Source organism: Chroococcidiopsis sp. CCNUC1, assembly GCF_023546805.1.
GTDB classification, from domain to species: Bacteria; Cyanobacteriota; Cyanobacteriia; order Cyanobacteriales; family Chroococcidiopsidaceae; genus Chroococcidiopsis; species Chroococcidiopsis thermalis.
The window spans coordinates 1,810,858-1,827,961 of the sequence record NZ_CP097480.1; the positions used below are offsets into that span (position 1 = coordinate 1,810,858).

A 17,104-nucleotide genomic window follows, 5' to 3' on the forward strand; every position below is an offset into this window, starting at 1 on the left:
ATTGCCCACCTTACTCGGACTAAATTAATTCTCGATTGGTGGTGCGAGCGGCGCTCTCAATCTACCACCACCACCGATGTTATCAGGTCTGTTATTGTCAATGATGTTTAGTGCTGAAATTAGCTTCATCATGTCGTCATAAAAAGCACCACTCCGACCTTCAAAACTATAGCCGTAGCGATTGCGAAATTCTTCTGGAACTCCTTGTTCTACAGCGAGATAGTAAGCGTCCCAATAAGCATCATCAACTATGTATGCACCATAATTTTGTAATGCCTTGAAAATCTTCTGCCCCGCAGGAGTCTTTAACCCTAAACTGTCTATCTTTACGTGAGGCGGGATTGCTAATAAACTACCTTGTACGAGTTTAGAATTAGTCCCCTTATATTCACTCTCGGCATATCGGTCGGCGCGGTCGGCGGGCCAGCGATAACCGGGCATAGATTTAGAATAATGAAGATATTTTTTGCCCCAAACCAAGATTTTGATCGCGTGGCGAATTGGTTCGTCACCTGTTAGTTCGCCTCGGCGAATAGAACCACCGATCGCCGACATCCCAGAACCGAAGTGAGTACCTTTAATCCCGTCGCCGTAAATGTCAACACCCCCCACGGGTTACGCCAGCCGTGGATGTTGCCACCTGCGGTACAACGAGCCAGGGGTTCGAGTTGCTCGATCGTTCTTCCATCTGGCATCAAAAAGGCTGCGGCATTATTAGGGGTAGAGTATGGTTGACTGGTTGCGTCTGGGACGATTAAATTGTCGGGGACTGGGAGAGAAAGACCCATTGATTGCTTACCCGTACAGCGTCCAGGACCGAAACTTCCCGGTGATACAACTTGTCGCATCGGATCGCCAGCTTTGAGCTTGTAGAAGTACTCCCGATCTGCACCAAAAAAGCCTGCTTTTGGAAGATTTGCTGGTACATATGTTGCAGTAGCTCCAATTGGCATATTCCAAATTGAAGTAGAGGAGAAGGGCCACAACCATTTGTCTCGCGATTTGGGGTCTTGAGCTAGAATGCCAGAAGTCACTTGCTGACTAATGAGAAAATCTTGGCTTGGCTTTTGAGCCGACAGATTGTCAGATTTCCCTTCATTATTTGCAGTCGTTGTATGACAGCTACCGATAGTAATACTAAGAACAACACTAGCTGCTAGTGCAATTTGCTGAGCTTGAAACTTACGCATGATCTACTGTATATCTTTAGTGAGTGCGAGCAAGACAGAGGTTGCTGCTAGTTGAATTTGAGTTGGGGGATAGAAGAAACTTGAAAAATGCGATCGCATATATCTAAACACTTAAGGAAATAGAGTGAAATATCTCGACCGTGAAACTCAGAGCGATCGCGCTTGGTTTAAGTTAAATTTATAGAACCATCACAAAATCAAGTTAATATGTATTTTTCAGATCGACCAAGGGCAATTCTACTGAAGTTAAATTACAGTAAAATTGCCGATCTGCAAGCACTAACTCGATCGATCTACGTTGTTTGGAGATGTTTGCTAAGCGATCTACCTACGCTTGAGGACGATTGCTGGCTACTATGCGTTTTACTTATGAGTTAGCAAATTAATACAGTATCTATCGTATAAATACGTAAATTTTACCTATATTTGAGATCCATAAAAATAATTAGTACAGCACTAAGCCCCAGCGAATAGAATTCGCGGCTAAATAAACATAGATGTAAAGCAGTTTGCCGTAGGCAAACTAGCCCGCGCGGATTCATGGCAAGTTAAGGGTTGAACCTACATTCACGCAGGATAGGCAGGTTTTGCGTGTGTAGCAGCGATTTCAATCGCCAAGGGCAAGATCTCAAAAAATAGGGCGGGCATAACCCACCCCACAAACTCTTAGCACCCGCGACCCAACTTCTCTTCTACTTCTGCTACCATCAACAGAGTTTTTAGTACCGAATCGGGGTTGAGGCTCATAGAATCTATTCCCTGTTCTACTAAAAACTGAGCGAATTCTGGGTAATCGCTGGGGGCTTGACCGCAGATCCCAATTTTACGACCCTTAGCTTTAGCAGTAGCGATCGCCATTTGCACTAATCGCTTAACTCCTGGGGTGCGTTCGTCAAACAAACCCGCCACTAAAGCCGAATCTCGGTCTAATCCAATTGTCAGCTGAGTTAAATCGTTAGAACCAATTGAAAACCCATCAAAGACTTCGCTGAATTCCTCCGCCATCAAAACGTTGTTGGGCAACTCGCACATGACGTAAATTTCTAACCCGTCTTTACCTCGTTCTAAACCGTGCTTTGCCATTTCTGCCAAGACTTTACGCCCTTCTTCGGGAGTGCGGCAAAAAGGAATCATCGGAATTAAATTGGTTAACCCCATCTCTTTTCGTACCTGCTTGATGGCATGACACTCCAAAGCAAAAGCATCGCGGTAACGCGGATCGTAGTAACGCGCCGCCCCCCGCCACCCTAGCATCGGGTTTTCTTCCTTGGGTTCAAACTGCTTTCCACCGAGTAAGTTGGCATATTCGTTCGATTTAAAATCACTCATCCGCACGACAACTGGATTAGGGTAAAAAGCAGCTGCCAGCGTCGCTGCACCTTGGGCTAGTTTCTCGATAAAATACTGGGGCTTCTCTGCAAAGAATGCCGTCATTTCAGCAATTTTGGCTTTTTCCGCTTCGTCCTCTAAGCGATCGAAATGCAGCAGTGCCAAGGGATGAATTTTGATATAGTTGGCAATAATAAACTCTAGCCGTGCCAATCCCACACCATCATTAGGAATTGCCGAGAGGCTGAAAGCTTCCGCAGGATTGCCTACGTTCATCATAATTTTGGTACGAGTGCGAGGCAGGTTATCTAAGGGAACTTCTCGAACTTCAAAAGGTAATAATCCTTGGTAAACCTTTCCCTCATCGCCTTCAGCACAGGAAACCGTAACTTCTTGCCCAGAATGCAACACGCTAGTAGCATCGCCACAACCGACGATCGCCGGAATTCCAATTTCTCTAGCGATAATTGCGGCGTGACAAGTTCTACCACCTTGATTTGTCACGATCGCGCTAGCTTTTTTTAAAATAGGTTCCCAGTCGGGGTCTGTTTTATCAGTAACTAACACATCCCCAGTTTGGAAATGGTCGAGTCTATGCACGTCTGTAATGACTTTAACTTTCCCCTGACCGATCGCCTCGCCGACACTGCGACCTGTAATTATAGGTGCATCGCCGTTAGCCCCGACTAAGTGATAACTCCGTAAAACGTTGAGACTTTTTTGCGATTGTACGGTTTCGGGGCGGGCTTGGACGATAAATAGTTCTTCTGTTACGCCGTCTTTTGCCCACTCAATATCCATCGGGGTATAAGTATCGCGCACTTTAGAGTAATGATCTTCGATCGCGCAAGCCCAACGCGCTAATTGCAATATCTCGTCATCGTTGAGGGCATATTTGCCGCGATCGCTAGGTACGACAGGAACGTTTCTGGTAACTTTCGATCCGCCTGTATCGTAGACCATTTTGAATTCTTTAGAACCCAATCTTTTACCTAAAATCGGGCGAAAACCTGCTTTGAGTGTAGGTTTGAAGACGTAGTATTCATCGGGGTTAATTGCCCCTTGGACGATATTTTCGCCCAAACCATAGGCGGCTGTAATCAGTGCGGCATTTTTAAATCCTGTCTCCGTATCGATAGAGAACATCACCCCAGAAGCCGCCAAGTCAGAACGTACCATTTTTTGTATGCCAATTGAGAGGGCAACGCTGAAATGGTCAAAACCTCGGCTGTGACGATAGGAGATGGCGCGATCGGTAAATAGGGAAGCAAAACAACGATGACAGGCAACTAGTACGCCTTCAACGCCGTTGATGTTGAGGTAGGATTCTTGCTGTCCGGCAAAACTAGCATCTGGTAAGTCTTCAGCTGTGGCGCTAGAACGAACGGCAACATCAGTGTCAATCCCGTAATTTTCGCATAACTTTTCGTAGGCAGTAGCGATCGCCTCTTTTAAGTCTTTCGGAAAAGGCGTGTACCGCAGCATAGATCTTGCTTGTTTACCGCGTTGGCGTAAGTTATTCAGATCTTCTACATCTAAATCGGCAAACAGCGATCGCAATTTGGCATCTAAACCAGTCTGCTGAATGTAATAGCGATAGGCATAAGCAGTAATTGCAAAGCCGTTGGGAACGTTAATACCTTGGGGTGTGAGTTGTTGGATCATTTCGCCTAAAGAGGCGTTTTTCCCGCCTACCAAAGCCAGATCGTGAATTCCTACCTCTTCAAACCAGAGAATCAGCGATCGCTCTTTTGCTGCTGGGGAGGTCGTTTCTGTTACCGCCGTTACCATAGCTATTTTCCTCTCTAGTGATTGCTACTGCGATCGAGTCAATTTATATCAAAAAGTAAATTTAGTATTTTCTTTTCTAATCTATTAGGGATCAAAGCCTTTTGACATCAAATCTAAACGAACCTACATATTTGTAAGTTACCAGCAATTTTGCAAAGAGTATTATTTAGAACTTATAGTGACAAAGATAAAATTGAATTACGCAAACTCTTAGTATTGACTAATCTAACAATTTTTGCGAAGACTTGTTGTATAACCTACTGCAACTAGTAAAAATCGAAAAAAACATCAATTGTGTAGTAGTAGGCGAGAATATGTCTAAATTCTTAGTTTGCTGAATTGTTCAACCAGTTGACTAAATCTTCTGGATTAGAAAACTCCAATAGAGCTTCAGCCAAATTCTCTAACTGAGTTAAGGATAACTGGCAAATACGCTCTTGTAATTCAGGCTCAACGGCTCCAACTCGGCGCGGTAGCTGACGTAGAATCAACGTGAGAGCTTCTTCCTGTCTTCCTTGTTACAGTCCTTGTTCCATCCAGCTCGTTACTATTTGCATCACAACCTCCTGTTCCTCTGGTGCAATTTGATTTATGTTAGTGCGAAAAAGTTCTTCTTCGGCTGTATTCAATTTTAAATAGGTATCAATAAATCCAGAAATTAATTGCATTCTTGTCGGATCTAACCGCAAAGTTGCCAAAGCTCTTACGAATGTATTCAATGGTACATGATACAGGAGCAGTTTCCAGGTCGTAGAGTTGTCGTAGCTACGGAAAATCTCGAACACTTGGAACGATTTACTGATTGCCAGCATTGGAAGGATATTACTTACTAAGATTTTATAGACCCTAACTTAAGTTAAAATCGTCCCACCCATCAACTTTTGATATCTATAAGTTAATTCTGCTTGCATTAAAGTCCAACGTTGCAAAGTTGGATCTTTCTCCATCACCTTCTCAGCGGCTTCTCGCGCAATTTCTAAAACAGCCTGGTCGTCGATTAAACTTGCCAAAGTAAAATCTGGTAGTCCAGCTTGACGCATTCCTAAAACTTCCCCAGGACCGCGAAATTTCATATCTGCTTCAGCAATAAAAAATCCATCTTGAGATTCTTCTAATACTTTTAAGCGCTGACGGGCAGTTTCATTCTTAGGATTACCCATTAACAGACAAAAAGATTGCGCCGCACCACGTCCGACACGTCCCCGCAACTGGTGCAATTGAGATAAACCAAATCGCTCGGCATTTTCAATTAGCATTACCGTAGCGTTGGGAACGTCTACACCAACTTCAATTACAGTTGTAGAGACGAGAATTTGCGTTTGGTTGTCGCGAAATAAATTAATCGCCTCGTCTTTATCGGCTGACGACATGCGACCGTGGAGCAATCCGACTTGAAACTGGGGAAAAATGCTTTCTTGCAACTTTTGATATTCATCGACTGCTGCTTTTAAGTCCAGCTTTTCCGATTCTTCCACCAAGGGCAAGACAATGTAAGCTTGTCTGCCTTGAGCAACTTCACGCAGAATTAATTCATAAGCGTGCGATCGCTCTTTACTAGATAAAACTGTTGTATGAATCTTCTGTCTACCTGGGGGCAATTCATCAATTTGGCTCACATCCAAATCCCCGTGTAAAGTTAAGGCTAGCGTGCGGGGAATTGGCGTAGCTGTCATCGTCAAAACGTGGGGAGACTCGCCCTTTTGTTGCAAACGCGCCCGTTGTCCGACACCAAATCGGTGTTGTTCGTCAATTACGACTAATCCTAAACGTTGAAAAATGACTTTATCTTGAATTAAGGCATGAGTCCCCACTAATAGGGGTAACTCTCCTGTTTCTAATTGGGCGTGAATTTGCCTTCGTTTCGCCGCTGGAGTCGAACCCGTTAGCAATTCTACAGGTAAATGCAGTAAATTAAACCAACCAACTAACTTGCGATAATGCTGTTCTGCTAATACCTCTGTGGGAGCCATCAACGCCCCCTGGTAGCCTGATTGAATCGCGGCGAGAATTGCTACCACTGCAACAACCGTTTTCCCCGAACCCACGTCTCCCTGAACCAGGCGATTCATCGGTACGGATTTTTTTAAGTCATTGAGAATGTCATTAATCACCCTTTGCTGCGCACCAGTGAGTTTAAAAGGTAAAAGTTGATAAAACTTTTCCACCAATTGACCGCTTGGCGAGAGAACGGCACTATTAGCAATTTGCCGTGCTTTATATTGGCGTTGCAGCAAACCTAGTTGTAAATAGAAAAACTCGTCAAATACCAGCCGACGACGGGCAAGTTCTAAAGCGTCAGTATCAGCTGGAAAATGGATATTAGCGATCGCTTCCCTTACCTCAACAAATCCGTAATAATCGCGTAAAGCTTTTGGTAGCGGATCTTTGAGATGAACTAGGGATGGAAGTGCGGTAGTGACAGCCTTGCGCACCATATCTGCCCCGACACCTTCCGTCAAGGGGTAAATTGGTACAACTCGACCCACAGTTAATGAATCAATTGTATCTCCTGGGTGTGCCAGCACCTCCAGAGCTGGTTTGTCCAGCGTCAGACCGTATTTACTCTCTTTCACCAATCCCGACGCTGCGATGACTGCGCCAGGTGGATATTTGCGCTTTTGTTGTTCTTGCCAACCGCGATGAGAATAACGTCCGCCAGCGAAAAAGTAGTTGAGGCGAATTTGACCCGTATTATCTTTCAGGACAATTTCCAGAATGGATAATTTAGCATTACGGGGACTGGTAAAACACTGGCACTTTTTTACCGTTCCTACTAGCGTTGCTGTTTCTCCCGCCTCTAAATTGCAAATCTTAACCTGTCGTGCGTAGTTAATATGATCGCGGGGATAGTAGAGTAAGACATCTCTGACGGTATACAGTCCCAACTTGGCTAAAATCTCACCTCTTCTCGCACCAATCTCCGGCAACCTAGTCAAGGGCTGCTCTAAACTGGGTGCAAGACGTTGATTTATCTCTGAAGATTTAGTAGAAATTAGGGTTGAGGTTTTAGGTTGGACGACGGGGGAGTCGGGAGTCGGTAGGGGCGGGCTTCCAAACCCGCCCGTACGGGAGTCGGGAGTCATGTTTTGACTTTTAACTTTGGACTTTTGACTTAATTCGTCACCTAACTCATAGAAATGCTGCTGTTCTGATACTTGCTGAGAAAGGTGCAAGCATCTACGTGCTGCTGCAACTACGCTTTGTCTCTCTTCCTGCGTCATCTGATGGTATTCGGCAAATTGCATTGCCATTTCCTGCCATCTACGTCTTTCTTCTACAGATAAAGTGACAGGAGGTTTGCCAAAACTCAAACAGAGAAACTCGCTGAAGCGGTATTGTTTCCCTACCAAGTCTACAAAGCCTTTCTCTGCCTCCACAGCTAAGGCTTTCTGCAATCGCAACCAGTCTATATCGTCATTAGTCATTGGTCATTTGTCGTTGGTCATTTGTATCTAGTGAAGGTTGTTAACCGATCGCTTACTATTCATCAAACCAACTCGCACGCCATGCAGCTTCTGCTTCAGCGATCGTTCGCTCCCGCTGCCTCTTCTGATATTCTCGCCCTAAAGAAACTAAATTTGATTCTAGTTGCCGTACTTGGTTGCGTGCAGTCCTGACATTGGTATCTGCAAACTCAACTTCTGACAACCGCAACTGAATTGCAATTAACTGCGTCACGCCACCTTCTTGCAAATCCTGCGGATTTTCAGTTTCAATTAATAAATTCATGACATTGGGTGGTCCTGCTGTCATTTCGCCCGTAGCTTCCGAGACTGCGGTAGCAGCTTCTAGTAAAGGAGCAGGTAGTTTTTGAGGTAGAATGCCAGATTTTTGCAGTAATTGATTCGCATCCAAGGATAAGGTTTTGAGGACTTGGGCGATCTCTCGTTCTAAAATTTGCTGCCATTGTACTAGTTCTAAAGGGTTAGAAGGCGTAGCAGGAGACTCAGAATTCGGAATAGACGCTGACGCTACACTGCGAGAACGGAATTCGGAATTCGGAATTATCTGTTCCTGTTCCTCGATCGAGTCCTGTTCTATTTCAGCGATCGCACTTTCTCTATCTAGCTGAATACTATATGCTAACTCCCGCGCCATTTCCATTGGGTTGTTCAACAGTTCTAGCAATCGTTCGGCTGCTGTTTGCCCTAACTGACGAAGCGATCGCTGCAATTGCTGTCTTTGATTCATCGACAGACTCAAAAATTGCTTGGGATACGCCTGAGTGCAGACTTGATAACTTGCTAAGATCAGCTGCTGGCGTGTAGCTTGTCCTAAAGCTTGACAATAACTCGTGTAGGCGCTGTTGAGTTCGGCAAATAACTTATTTGCCGACTTTTCCAAAGCTTGCATGTCTCGCTCAATTTGTTCGATTGCTCTTGCCATCTTTTCAGTTATCAGTTATCAGTTATCAGTTATCAACGGTACGTGGTGCGATCGATGCGGGTGTGGGGTGTAGTGTTTTTTCTCCGCGACTCTCCCTTGTCTCCCTATTCCCTGCTCCCTAAAAAAAAGGACGGGTGGGTGCGTCGCACCATTTTAACCCGTCTGGTAAATTGAAGGGAGCTAATCAATAGCTCGATGATTTGGCTCTATTCTTCGGATGACTTTTCGATGCCTTCACCTAAGACGTAGCGGGAGAAGCGACGGATTTGGATATTTTCGCCTAACTGGGCGATCGCTTCTTTAACCAAATCTTCTACTGATTTGTTTTGATCCTTGATATACGCTTGATCCACTAAGGACATCTCTTTCAAGCGCTTGTCAATGCGCCCAACAACGATCTTTTCGCGAATGTTCTCTGGTTTTCCTGCTAGATCGTCTTTCCCCATTTCAATTGCCTTTTCCTTTGCGACAACTTCAGGGGGAATATCGCTGACTCTAACGTACTCTACGTTAGGACAAGCAGCGATTTGCATGGCAATATTTCGCACTAATTCACTAAATGCTTGGTTGCGCGCTACGAAGTCAGTTTCGCAGTTCACTTCCACTAGCACGCCAATTCGCCCGCCAGTATGGATGTAACTATCTACTAGTCCTTCTGCTGCTACACGTCCAGCTTTCTTTCCAGCAGAGGCAAGTCCTTTCTGCCGCAGCCATTCAATGGCTTTTTCCATATCGCCATCGGTCTCTTGGAGTGCTTTTTTGCAATCCATCATGCCAGCGTTTGTTCTCTCGCGTAGCTCTTTAACAGCCTTTGCAGATATTTCCGCCATCTTCCCTCAATTCCTATTTGTTATTTGTTAATTGTTTGTTAGTCAACGGTTAATTGTTTGTCACTATCAACCATTAACCATTAACCATTAACCTATCCTTCTTCCTCTTCTTCGTTAGGAATCACCGCATCAGTGTATTCACTTTCGCTTTCATCATAATCGAAATCTTCTTCTGCACCCTCGTAATCTTCGTAATCCTCTTCCGCATCCAATTGTCCGTGTCGTCCTTCGTAAATTGCGTCAGCTAATTTGCCTACAATCAATTTGATCGAACGGATGGCATCATCGTTAGCAGGAATGGGAACGTCAACGAGATCGGGATCGCAGTTTGTATCCAACATAGATACAATTTCAATGCCTAGCTTCTGGCATTCTAATACTGCGTTGTATTCTCGCCGCTGGTCTACAATTATGACCACATCAGGAACCTTCCGCATGTTCTTGATTCCACCCAGGTATTTTTGAAGTTTAGCTAGCTCTCGGCGCAGTACCGATGCTTCTTTCTTGGGTAGTAAATCCAGCGCTCCGCTTTCCTCGCGACGTTCTAACTCTTTCAATCGTTCGGCGCGAGTTTTAATCGTCGTCCAGTTAGTCAGCATTCCGCCTAACCATCGCTGGTTGACATAGCTAGCGCCACAACGCAAGGCTTCTTGAGCTACAATCCCTGCTGCTTGACGCTTCGTACCAACGAAGAGAAACTTTTTCCCTTGCTCGGCAGATTGTCTGACGTAATTGTAAGCTTCATCCATTAACTGAGCTGTCTGCACCAAGTCAATGATATGAACGCCATTACGAGCAGTGTAGATGTACTGCGACATTTTCGGATTCCACCTGCGGGTTTGATGCCCAAAGTGAACCCCAGACTCCATCATTTGAGCCAATGAAACGACTGGCATATCTTCTTTAACTCCTGATTCGGGTTAATCCTCCACCCAGCTGCGTCTCCCAGGAAACACCCGAAAACACTGGATGTGCGATTTGTAGACAACTTTTCTAGTATAATATGGTTTCAAACTAAAACGTTTCGGCACTTACGAAAAGTCTATACGGGTTTCTCTCCCATAACAGAACGTCTCTACTCGGTTCTAGGTTTCATCAAAGCGTACTCTTCGTAAACTCCTTGGACGTTGTACCAATTGAGAAAAATGCGGGCGACTTGTTCGGCTAACTGAGGCTTACCTTGGTTAATCAACCACCTTAAAACTGGGGCTAGGGTACGCTCGTTGAGTTGTCCGCCGAGGGAAAGAATCCCCCATAGCAAGCGGTGTATCCAAGTCATTTGGATCATCATCCGCACTTCCCATGTTGGGTGCTTTTGGTAGAACAAAACTCCCATCCGACCGCGTTGAATTTCTTTGTCAATTAAATTAGGAATTTGCTCTAAATTAAAGGCTGGATGCCAGTGATAGCCGACTGCATCGGGGCATTTCACTAAATTTAATCCCAACTGTTTCAACCGCACGCCTAATTCCAAATCTTCCCAACCGTAGAGTTGAAAGCGCGTGTCGAATAACCCAGCTTTTTCTAGCCAATGACGAGGAATAGCTACATTTCCCGTGGCAAAATAAGCCGCAGAAAAATCGGTAATTTTATAAGGCTCGGCTGTAGGATTGTCAAAATTACATGTATTAATTACTCTGCCATAGGTGAAAATGCGATCGCTGCCATACATTTCTCGTCCCTGCTGCAACCCTTGAGCGTGCGCCTGCAAGAAATTCTCAGTCACGACCAAATCGCTATCGATGAACACGATCGTATCGCCTTTTGCCCGTTCTACTCCCAGATTGCGAGCCGCAGCTGGTCCCTGGTGGTCTTGTAGAAGCGATCGCACGTGGGGAAATTCAGCTGCATTTGCCTCTAGCCATGCCAAAGTGCCATCTGTAGAGCCATCATCGACTAAAACTACCTCATAGCCTTCTATAGCTACATCGTCATGGTTTTGGCGTTCTAGCGATCGCAAGCACTTCGCCAAAATTGGCAGGCGATTGTATGTAGGAATGACAATACTGAAAAACACGGTTTTTCCCCTTAATACCATCTATAAGGGTAATTGGTAATTGGTAGTCGGTAGTTGGTAGTTGAGTGGTGCGTGATGCGATGCGGTGCTTGGTGCTTGTAGTTGGTCGCTGACAACTTGGTCACTGGTCACTGGTCACTGGTTCCGACTCCCGCTTTACGTGCTTCCAGCCACAGGGGAACAAAAATGACAGCGAAAGCGATCGCTAGTGCTACGATGCCAAACTTAGCTGTGAGAGCAACTAATTCTTCTAGAGAAACAATTTTACCGACGAAGAAAGCCAGCGTCACCATGACTGATGCCCAAGCAGCAGCCCCCGCTAAGTTATAAATAAAGAATTTGGCGTAGGGCATTTGGGCAACACCAGCCAGTGGACCAGCAAAAATACGTAATAAAGCAATAAATCTGCCAAAAAATACGGCTTTGGTGGCGTTGTTACTAAACTGTTCTTTCATTTCTAGGAGTCGGTCTTCTGAGATGCGGAAAATTCGACCGACTTGCAACATGAACGACCAACCGAATTTTCTGCCGATTAAATAGCCGCAAGTTCCACCAATAGCAGCTCCCGCGATCGCATCACCTAAAACGAGCCAGTAATTTAACTCGTCACTACCTGCAAGAAACCCTCCTACTATGGTTACGGTTTCACCTGGGACGGGAATACCGAGGTTTTCTAATAAAATTCCGAGAAAAACTGCCCAATAGCCGTACTGGTGGGCAATTTCCTGAATTCTTTCCAACGATAAAAACTCTAGTGACATCCAGCCGCCTTTACAAAGTTTTACTTTTCTTCCATCTTGGCGCGAGCCTGGAAAATGTGTCAATCCAAGTTATGCTGCCGTTTATCCTCGCACCGGTCGAATATTACGAAAAACTACTGAAAATCAATAAATATTACATTGCTTGCTTTACGTAATCTTTATAAAAATCCAGATTTGTAATAAAGATTCGGTAAAAACTGTTGATTTTACTGACACTTGAGGGTTTCCATGCTTAAATCGATTCATCTGAAGCAGCCGCTCGAATACTTTCCTAATTGTTTTGGTATTAAACCTAAAATGTAGCGATTGAGGCAGCAGTATCCGCGCGTGAATCTACTGAGATCGATTGAATTAACTCTATGAACTACAACAGAAACAGCAGTGATTTTACGGTTGGATATATGTACTAAAAATCGTTAGCCTAAAATAGGAGTCAAGTTTACGTAAATAAAAGCGATTAATTCAGTCATTTTTTATTTAAATATTTGTGAATTCATTAAACTTAAGGACAAATTTTTATAGCTTGAAATTCCCACTGCTTTTTGAGTAACTAAATTTCAAAATCTCTTGAATGGAGAAGCTTCAGACAATCGACAATTTGTGCCAGTTGATTCGGGTTTATATATAAATTCACAATAACTGGCTTGTCTAAAACCCTATTGTATGCACTGATAAATCGGCAATAATGATGAGTACACAAGAATTTCAACTAATTTTGCTTCAGCCACCAGAACGCCTAGACGAAAATGGTGGTAGTGCCTTAGAAACTCAATTGGCTAGGCTATTGCCTCAAAAGCAAGCTCTCTGGGTGATCGATCTAGCCCAAGTTGATTTCATGGATAGTGCTGGCTTAGTTTCCTTGGTTAGTGGGTTGAAATCTGCAAGACAAATCGGTTGCCGTCTAGTCCTATGTAATGTGCAAGCTTCCGTAAGGCTAGTATTAGAACTAACACAACTGGATTCTGTATTTGAAATTTTTGATAGCTATGATGAGGTGCTAACAACTGTTAATTCACCTGCTCTAATGCGTTAGTTGGCGATCGCCTGAAATTGAGAGTTTTGAAAAATGAAAAAGGGTGGGCATTGCCCACCCTTCTTGTTTTAATTTTACGATAGCTTTATTCCACTGCTGCGGCTTCAGGAGTGGCTGTTGGTTCTTCTGACTTAAGCGTCAGGTAGCGAATGACTTCTTCGCTCAAGCGCATTGCCCTTTCCATCGGAGCTATAGCTGTCCCTGGTGCTTCATAGTTCATTTGAACGTAAACGCCTTCGCGCTGTCTGCCAATCTCGTAGGCAAGACGGCGCTTACCGCGCAGCTGAATTTGTAGGTTAGTAGCTCCCTGGTCTTTGAGGAAGTTTTCATATTTAGCGATCGCCTGTTCGATCTGTTCCTCTCCCAGGTCGGGACGCAAAATGTACATTGTTTCGTAGGCTGATGGCATGGTACGCTCAGTAATCTCCTTTTGGACAAAAAGGCTGCTCTCCGTTTTTTGACGAGCAGCAAGGATTCATCATTATATCAGTTGATGAGTGGTAATTGGTAATTGGTAATTGGTAATTGGTCGGCAGATGCTAGCAAATGACTATTAAGACTGCCCATCTTTTTGCTGAGCGTACATGACCCGCAGGACTAAAGCGGGGTCGATGTAATTGTTAGCGTATTTCAAACCCCAATGTAGGTGAGGTCCTGTAGTGCGTCCTGTCATACCGACACGACCGATTCTAGCTCCAGCGGGTATTGTTTGCCCTTCCCAAAGGACAATTCCGCCTTCGCGATCGATCATGTAGCGGTTTTTGCCTTGAGTGCCGACCTGTCCTTGCATGTGACAGTAAATGTGATCCCAAGCTCCAGAACGAATAATAACGTGCGTACCGCAGGCATCGCGATCGGCAACCTTGACTATTGTGCCAGTCCACCAACTGCGGACGTAACTACCTTGAGGTGCTACTAAATCTAAACCACTGTGAAATTCCAAGCCCGAACCGCCAGTAGGAGAGCGACGGTAACCGAAAGGCGAACTATAGTATTGGAAATTTTCGACTGGAAAGGATGCTTTGCGCCAAAGATTACCAGTGGCAATTTTGTTTTGTGCTACTTCCTCTGCTGTTACCTTTTTTTGATGCCATGCTAGTAGGGGTAAGCTGGCAAGACTGAGTGCAACCAGCAGCAAACTTTTTTTGGAAACAGTAAAACCCAGTTTTTGAGACCTCAGAAGTTGAAATTGCTTCATGCTTTGACTCCTAGATCTGGGTACTGGTTTGACACCACGGGCATTAGCAGAATTCGAGCGATCGCAACTTGATTCATATAACTTAAATAAAATACTGCCAACTGACTAGCGGAGAAGAAAAAATTCCGAATATTACTGACTGATTAGTTTTAGTAGACTGTTGAGGTCGAACTGGTGTTGCCTCTATCTGAAATTTATATTTAAGTTCGCTATAGATTTAGGTTCGCTAACAATGTGAATAATCAGATTTTTCACAATTTGCTGAAAATCCTGCAAAAACTTAACACGATTTATCTTGCCATAGCAAGGGTAAATCTACGGAAGGACGCATCTTCTCTGAGTTAGCGATCGGCGAACTGTGCAGAACCACTCGCGAATGTGTAAATTTATCGTTAGAATTTTTAAATTAATGAATTAAATCTCGATCGCCAGACGCTCTTACCTCATGCTGACAGAAATGTTGCCGTTTACTCTCAATTTAGATGCTACTGCGATCGCTGGAGCTAGTTTGTGGTCGCTGGCGTTATATTTAGCTTTTTCAGGCATAGGCGACTGGATAATACACCAACTCCAACGCTGGTTTAATTTTGCCGAGCAATCGCTTTACATAAATCGAGCAGAATTTGAAAAAACCCGCATAGCGAGAGAATCTCAGAATGCTTTTTACGCTTCGTTATTCAGCATTGTGCCTTTTTTGATTTTTGGCAGTTTGTGTAATTACGGCATCGAACTGAGCTTAGGTCGGAGTTGGGCAATTAGTATGGGTATACTTGCCTGCGTTAGCTGCGGAGTCTACGAGTTAGGACGACGAGATGGTAGGGAACAGTGACCAGTGACCAGTGACCAGTGACCAGGTGAGTGGTAGCTTCTGACTTCTGACTTGTAGACTTCTGACTCCCGATTCCCCTAGTTTACTTAAGTTCTTCATAAACAATTTGAGCAATTTTAGCGGCGGCTCCTGTTTGTCCGCGCACGCTGCGTAATTTGGAGCGCATTTCTTCTAGTTTTTCAGGATGCTGTAGATAGTCGAGTACGAGTTCTGCTACAGTCTGAGGTTGGAGTTTACCAACCAGTTCTGGCACAATTTCCGATTTTGCCCAGATGTTGGGCCACGATCGCAAGCCCAATCGCTGCAATACTAACCAGTTTATTACTTTTGCCATACTCGTTCCTATAAAAGGTAAATTTACGAGTAGCCCAGGGATACCATCCCAAGCCCGCATCGCGTCTAGTTGCTGAGTTGGTAACAAAACAATCATTGGCACGCCTAGAGAGCCTAGTTCGGCTGTATTTGCGCCTACGGTTGTCAAGCATAAACAACATTGAGATAACAGATCGTAAGCTGGCGATCGCGTCCACAATTCTACTACTAAGCCGCTAGCTGTTTTTAGTAGGGGTGAGGGGTGAGGAATCAGTTCGGCTGTGGAACCTTCTACTAAAGGAATAATTGGATTTTTTTCACGGTTGGCAAACTCAGCCAAGGTTTGCACGTCTAAAGTAGGTGCGACGGGAATGACAAAGCGGGTCTGCGGTCGTTGTGTATGAATGTATTCGGCGATCGCCAGCATCAACGGTACTCCCTGTGACAGTTTCGCAGCTTTAGAGCCTGGTAATAAACCAATTAATTCAATTTTGGATTGGTCATGGGTAATTGGTAATTGGTAGTTGGTAGTTGGTAGTTGGTAGTTATTCTCTCCTGCTTCCCCTGCTCCCCTGCTCCCCTGCTCACTCCTCACTCCTCGCTCCTCACTCCTCACTCCTCCAGAGGCTTCTGCCATCAAATCCCCTACTACCGTAAACTTGTGGGTATGTTTTGATGGAGCGCTATCGATTAAGTCTGGTTTCATGACGGCAAAGCGATCGATCCAACTATGCCAGCGCGTCTCCCACTCGGCATAAATTACGGTACGATAACCGAGACGCTTGCCAATGATGACTGAAAATAATTGATCTCCACCTAAAAACACCACAACACCGCGAGTTCTCCAATCCCAGTTGTCTGCGGTTTTGCCCCAGAGCAAAAATTGCCAGAAATGCTTCGCTGCTTGCACTCTATCGACTTCTGGGTAAGATTGGGCGATCGCGGCTTCTTTGCCACTAGCATTCGGACAAGGAGAAAGCACTACCGAAATTCTGACGCGATCGCGATCGTCTGCTAGTTTCTGGCGCAAAGCTTGCACGACGGGACGCACCCAGGTTGTGACTTCCCCAGGACCATTAGACAAAACCAATATATCGATGTTATTTGTCATTTGTCATTGGTCATTTGTACCTTTTCATACCCTTGATTTTAATTTTTCAGACTTTCATGCTTATCATAAAACGAAAATTTAACAGCATAAATTTAAATTTTATTTATTAAATTTTTGCAAAGATTAGTCAAAATCCTAATGATTAGCCACTTCAGGCAAAATTAACAAACGTAACGAAAAGTTACGAAATTTTTATCAAATTGTGTCAGTTACAGCCTGAATCTAACTTTTGGTAGGCACTTTCTGATAAAAAAAACTCATGTGCCGTGTATTTTCTACGCCGATCGCAGTTCGGTTTTTCGACTGTAACGCGACCA

16 protein-coding genes are annotated in these 17,104 nt (G+C 44.5%); 2 read left to right on the plus strand and 14 right to left on the minus strand.

The genetic code is table 11. The annotated features are described in order from the left end of the window. Positions 1-24: 24 nt before the first annotated feature. The 11 genes from M5J74_RS08475 to M5J74_RS08525 all read right to left on the minus strand — a co-directional run bounded on the left by M5J74_RS08475 (position 25) and on the right by M5J74_RS08525 (position 12,304). Positions 25-555: a hypothetical protein gene (locus M5J74_RS08475; RefSeq protein WP_250016290.1), complete on the minus strand. Its 531-nt coding sequence runs from the start codon at positions 553-555 to the stop codon at positions 25-27. Next, the gene (locus tag M5J74_RS08480) at positions 516-1,190 is read right to left on the minus strand and encodes a hypothetical protein (protein WP_250016292.1); all 675 of its coding nucleotides are present in this window, start codon (positions 1,188-1,190) and stop codon (positions 516-518) included. The genes M5J74_RS08475 and M5J74_RS08480 overlap by 40 nt, the downstream gene beginning before the upstream one ends. Positions 1,191-1,856: 666 nt before the next feature. Then, a complete protein-coding gene (gene ppsA / locus M5J74_RS08485) occupies positions 1,857-4,310 on the minus strand; it encodes a phosphoenolpyruvate synthase (protein WP_250016293.1) in 2,454 nt (817 codons plus the stop codon). A gap of 326 nt (positions 4,311-4,636) precedes the next feature. Continuing rightward, positions 4,637-4,801 (minus strand): DUF4351 domain-containing protein, encoded by a 165-nt coding sequence (locus M5J74_RS08490; RefSeq protein ID WP_199755583.1) that lies wholly within the window; start codon positions 4,799-4,801, stop codon positions 4,637-4,639. A 27-nt stretch (positions 4,802-4,828) separates the two neighbouring features. Beyond that, complete coding sequence (locus tag M5J74_RS08495) at positions 4,829-5,029, minus strand: hypothetical protein (protein ID WP_199755582.1); 201 nt, start codon at positions 5,027-5,029, stop codon at positions 4,829-4,831. Between the two features lie 132 nt (positions 5,030-5,161). Then, positions 5,162-7,735, minus strand: a complete 2,574-nt coding sequence (gene recG / locus M5J74_RS08500; protein ID WP_015153698.1) for an ATP-dependent DNA helicase RecG — start codon at positions 7,733-7,735, stop codon at positions 5,162-5,164. A 55-nt stretch (positions 7,736-7,790) separates the two neighbouring features. Then, positions 7,791-8,696: a hypothetical protein gene (locus M5J74_RS08505; protein WP_106217952.1), complete on the minus strand. Its 906-nt coding sequence runs from the start codon at positions 8,694-8,696 to the stop codon at positions 7,791-7,793. Between the two features lie 206 nt (positions 8,697-8,902). Then, a complete protein-coding gene (gene tsf / locus M5J74_RS08510; protein ID WP_015153700.1) occupies positions 8,903-9,526 on the minus strand; it encodes a translation elongation factor Ts in 624 nt (207 codons plus the stop codon). Positions 9,527-9,618: 92 nt separating this feature from the next. Continuing rightward, the gene (rpsB, locus tag M5J74_RS08515; protein ID WP_015153701.1) at positions 9,619-10,422 is read right to left on the minus strand and encodes a 30S ribosomal protein S2; all 804 of its coding nucleotides are present in this window, start codon (positions 10,420-10,422) and stop codon (positions 9,619-9,621) included. Positions 10,423-10,601: 179 nt separating this feature from the next. Then, positions 10,602-11,564: a glycosyltransferase family 2 protein gene (locus M5J74_RS08520; RefSeq protein ID WP_015153702.1), complete on the minus strand. Its 963-nt coding sequence runs from the start codon at positions 11,562-11,564 to the stop codon at positions 10,602-10,604. A gap of 107 nt (positions 11,565-11,671) precedes the next feature. Further along, on the minus strand, positions 11,672-12,304 hold the full coding sequence (locus tag M5J74_RS08525) for a DedA family protein (protein WP_015153703.1): 633 nt from the start codon (positions 12,302-12,304) through the stop codon (positions 11,672-11,674). A 685-nt stretch (positions 12,305-12,989) separates the two neighbouring features. Between M5J74_RS08525 and M5J74_RS08530 the strand changes: the two genes are divergently transcribed. Continuing rightward, positions 12,990-13,337 carry an STAS domain-containing protein gene (locus M5J74_RS08530; RefSeq protein ID WP_106168538.1) on the plus strand — a complete coding sequence of 116 codons (348 nt, stop codon included), beginning with the start codon at positions 12,990-12,992 and terminating at the stop codon, positions 13,335-13,337. Between the two features lie 85 nt (positions 13,338-13,422). On the opposite strand, the gene rpsF is transcribed toward M5J74_RS08530, so the two are convergent. Both rpsF and M5J74_RS08540 read right to left on the minus strand, forming a co-directional pair. Further along, positions 13,423-13,746 carry a 30S ribosomal protein S6 gene (gene rpsF / locus M5J74_RS08535; RefSeq protein ID WP_015153705.1) on the minus strand — a complete coding sequence of 108 codons (324 nt, stop codon included), beginning with the start codon at positions 13,744-13,746 and terminating at the stop codon, positions 13,423-13,425. A gap of 144 nt (positions 13,747-13,890) precedes the next feature. Further along, positions 13,891-14,535 (minus strand): M23 family metallopeptidase, encoded by a 645-nt coding sequence (locus tag M5J74_RS08540; RefSeq protein WP_015153706.1) that lies wholly within the window; start codon positions 14,533-14,535, stop codon positions 13,891-13,893. A gap of 445 nt (positions 14,536-14,980) precedes the next feature. On the opposite strand from M5J74_RS08540, the gene M5J74_RS08545 reads away from it, so the two are divergent. Then, positions 14,981-15,364, plus strand: coding sequence for a hypothetical protein (locus M5J74_RS08545; protein ID WP_015153707.1), 384 nt, complete (start codon positions 14,981-14,983; stop codon positions 15,362-15,364). Positions 15,365-15,446: 82 nt separating this feature from the next. On the opposite strand, the gene M5J74_RS08550 is transcribed toward M5J74_RS08545, so the two are convergent. Continuing rightward, a complete protein-coding gene (locus tag M5J74_RS08550; protein WP_250016294.1) occupies positions 15,447-16,787 on the minus strand; it encodes a lipid-A-disaccharide synthase in 1,341 nt (446 codons plus the stop codon). Between the last annotated feature and the right edge of the window lie 317 nt (positions 16,788-17,104).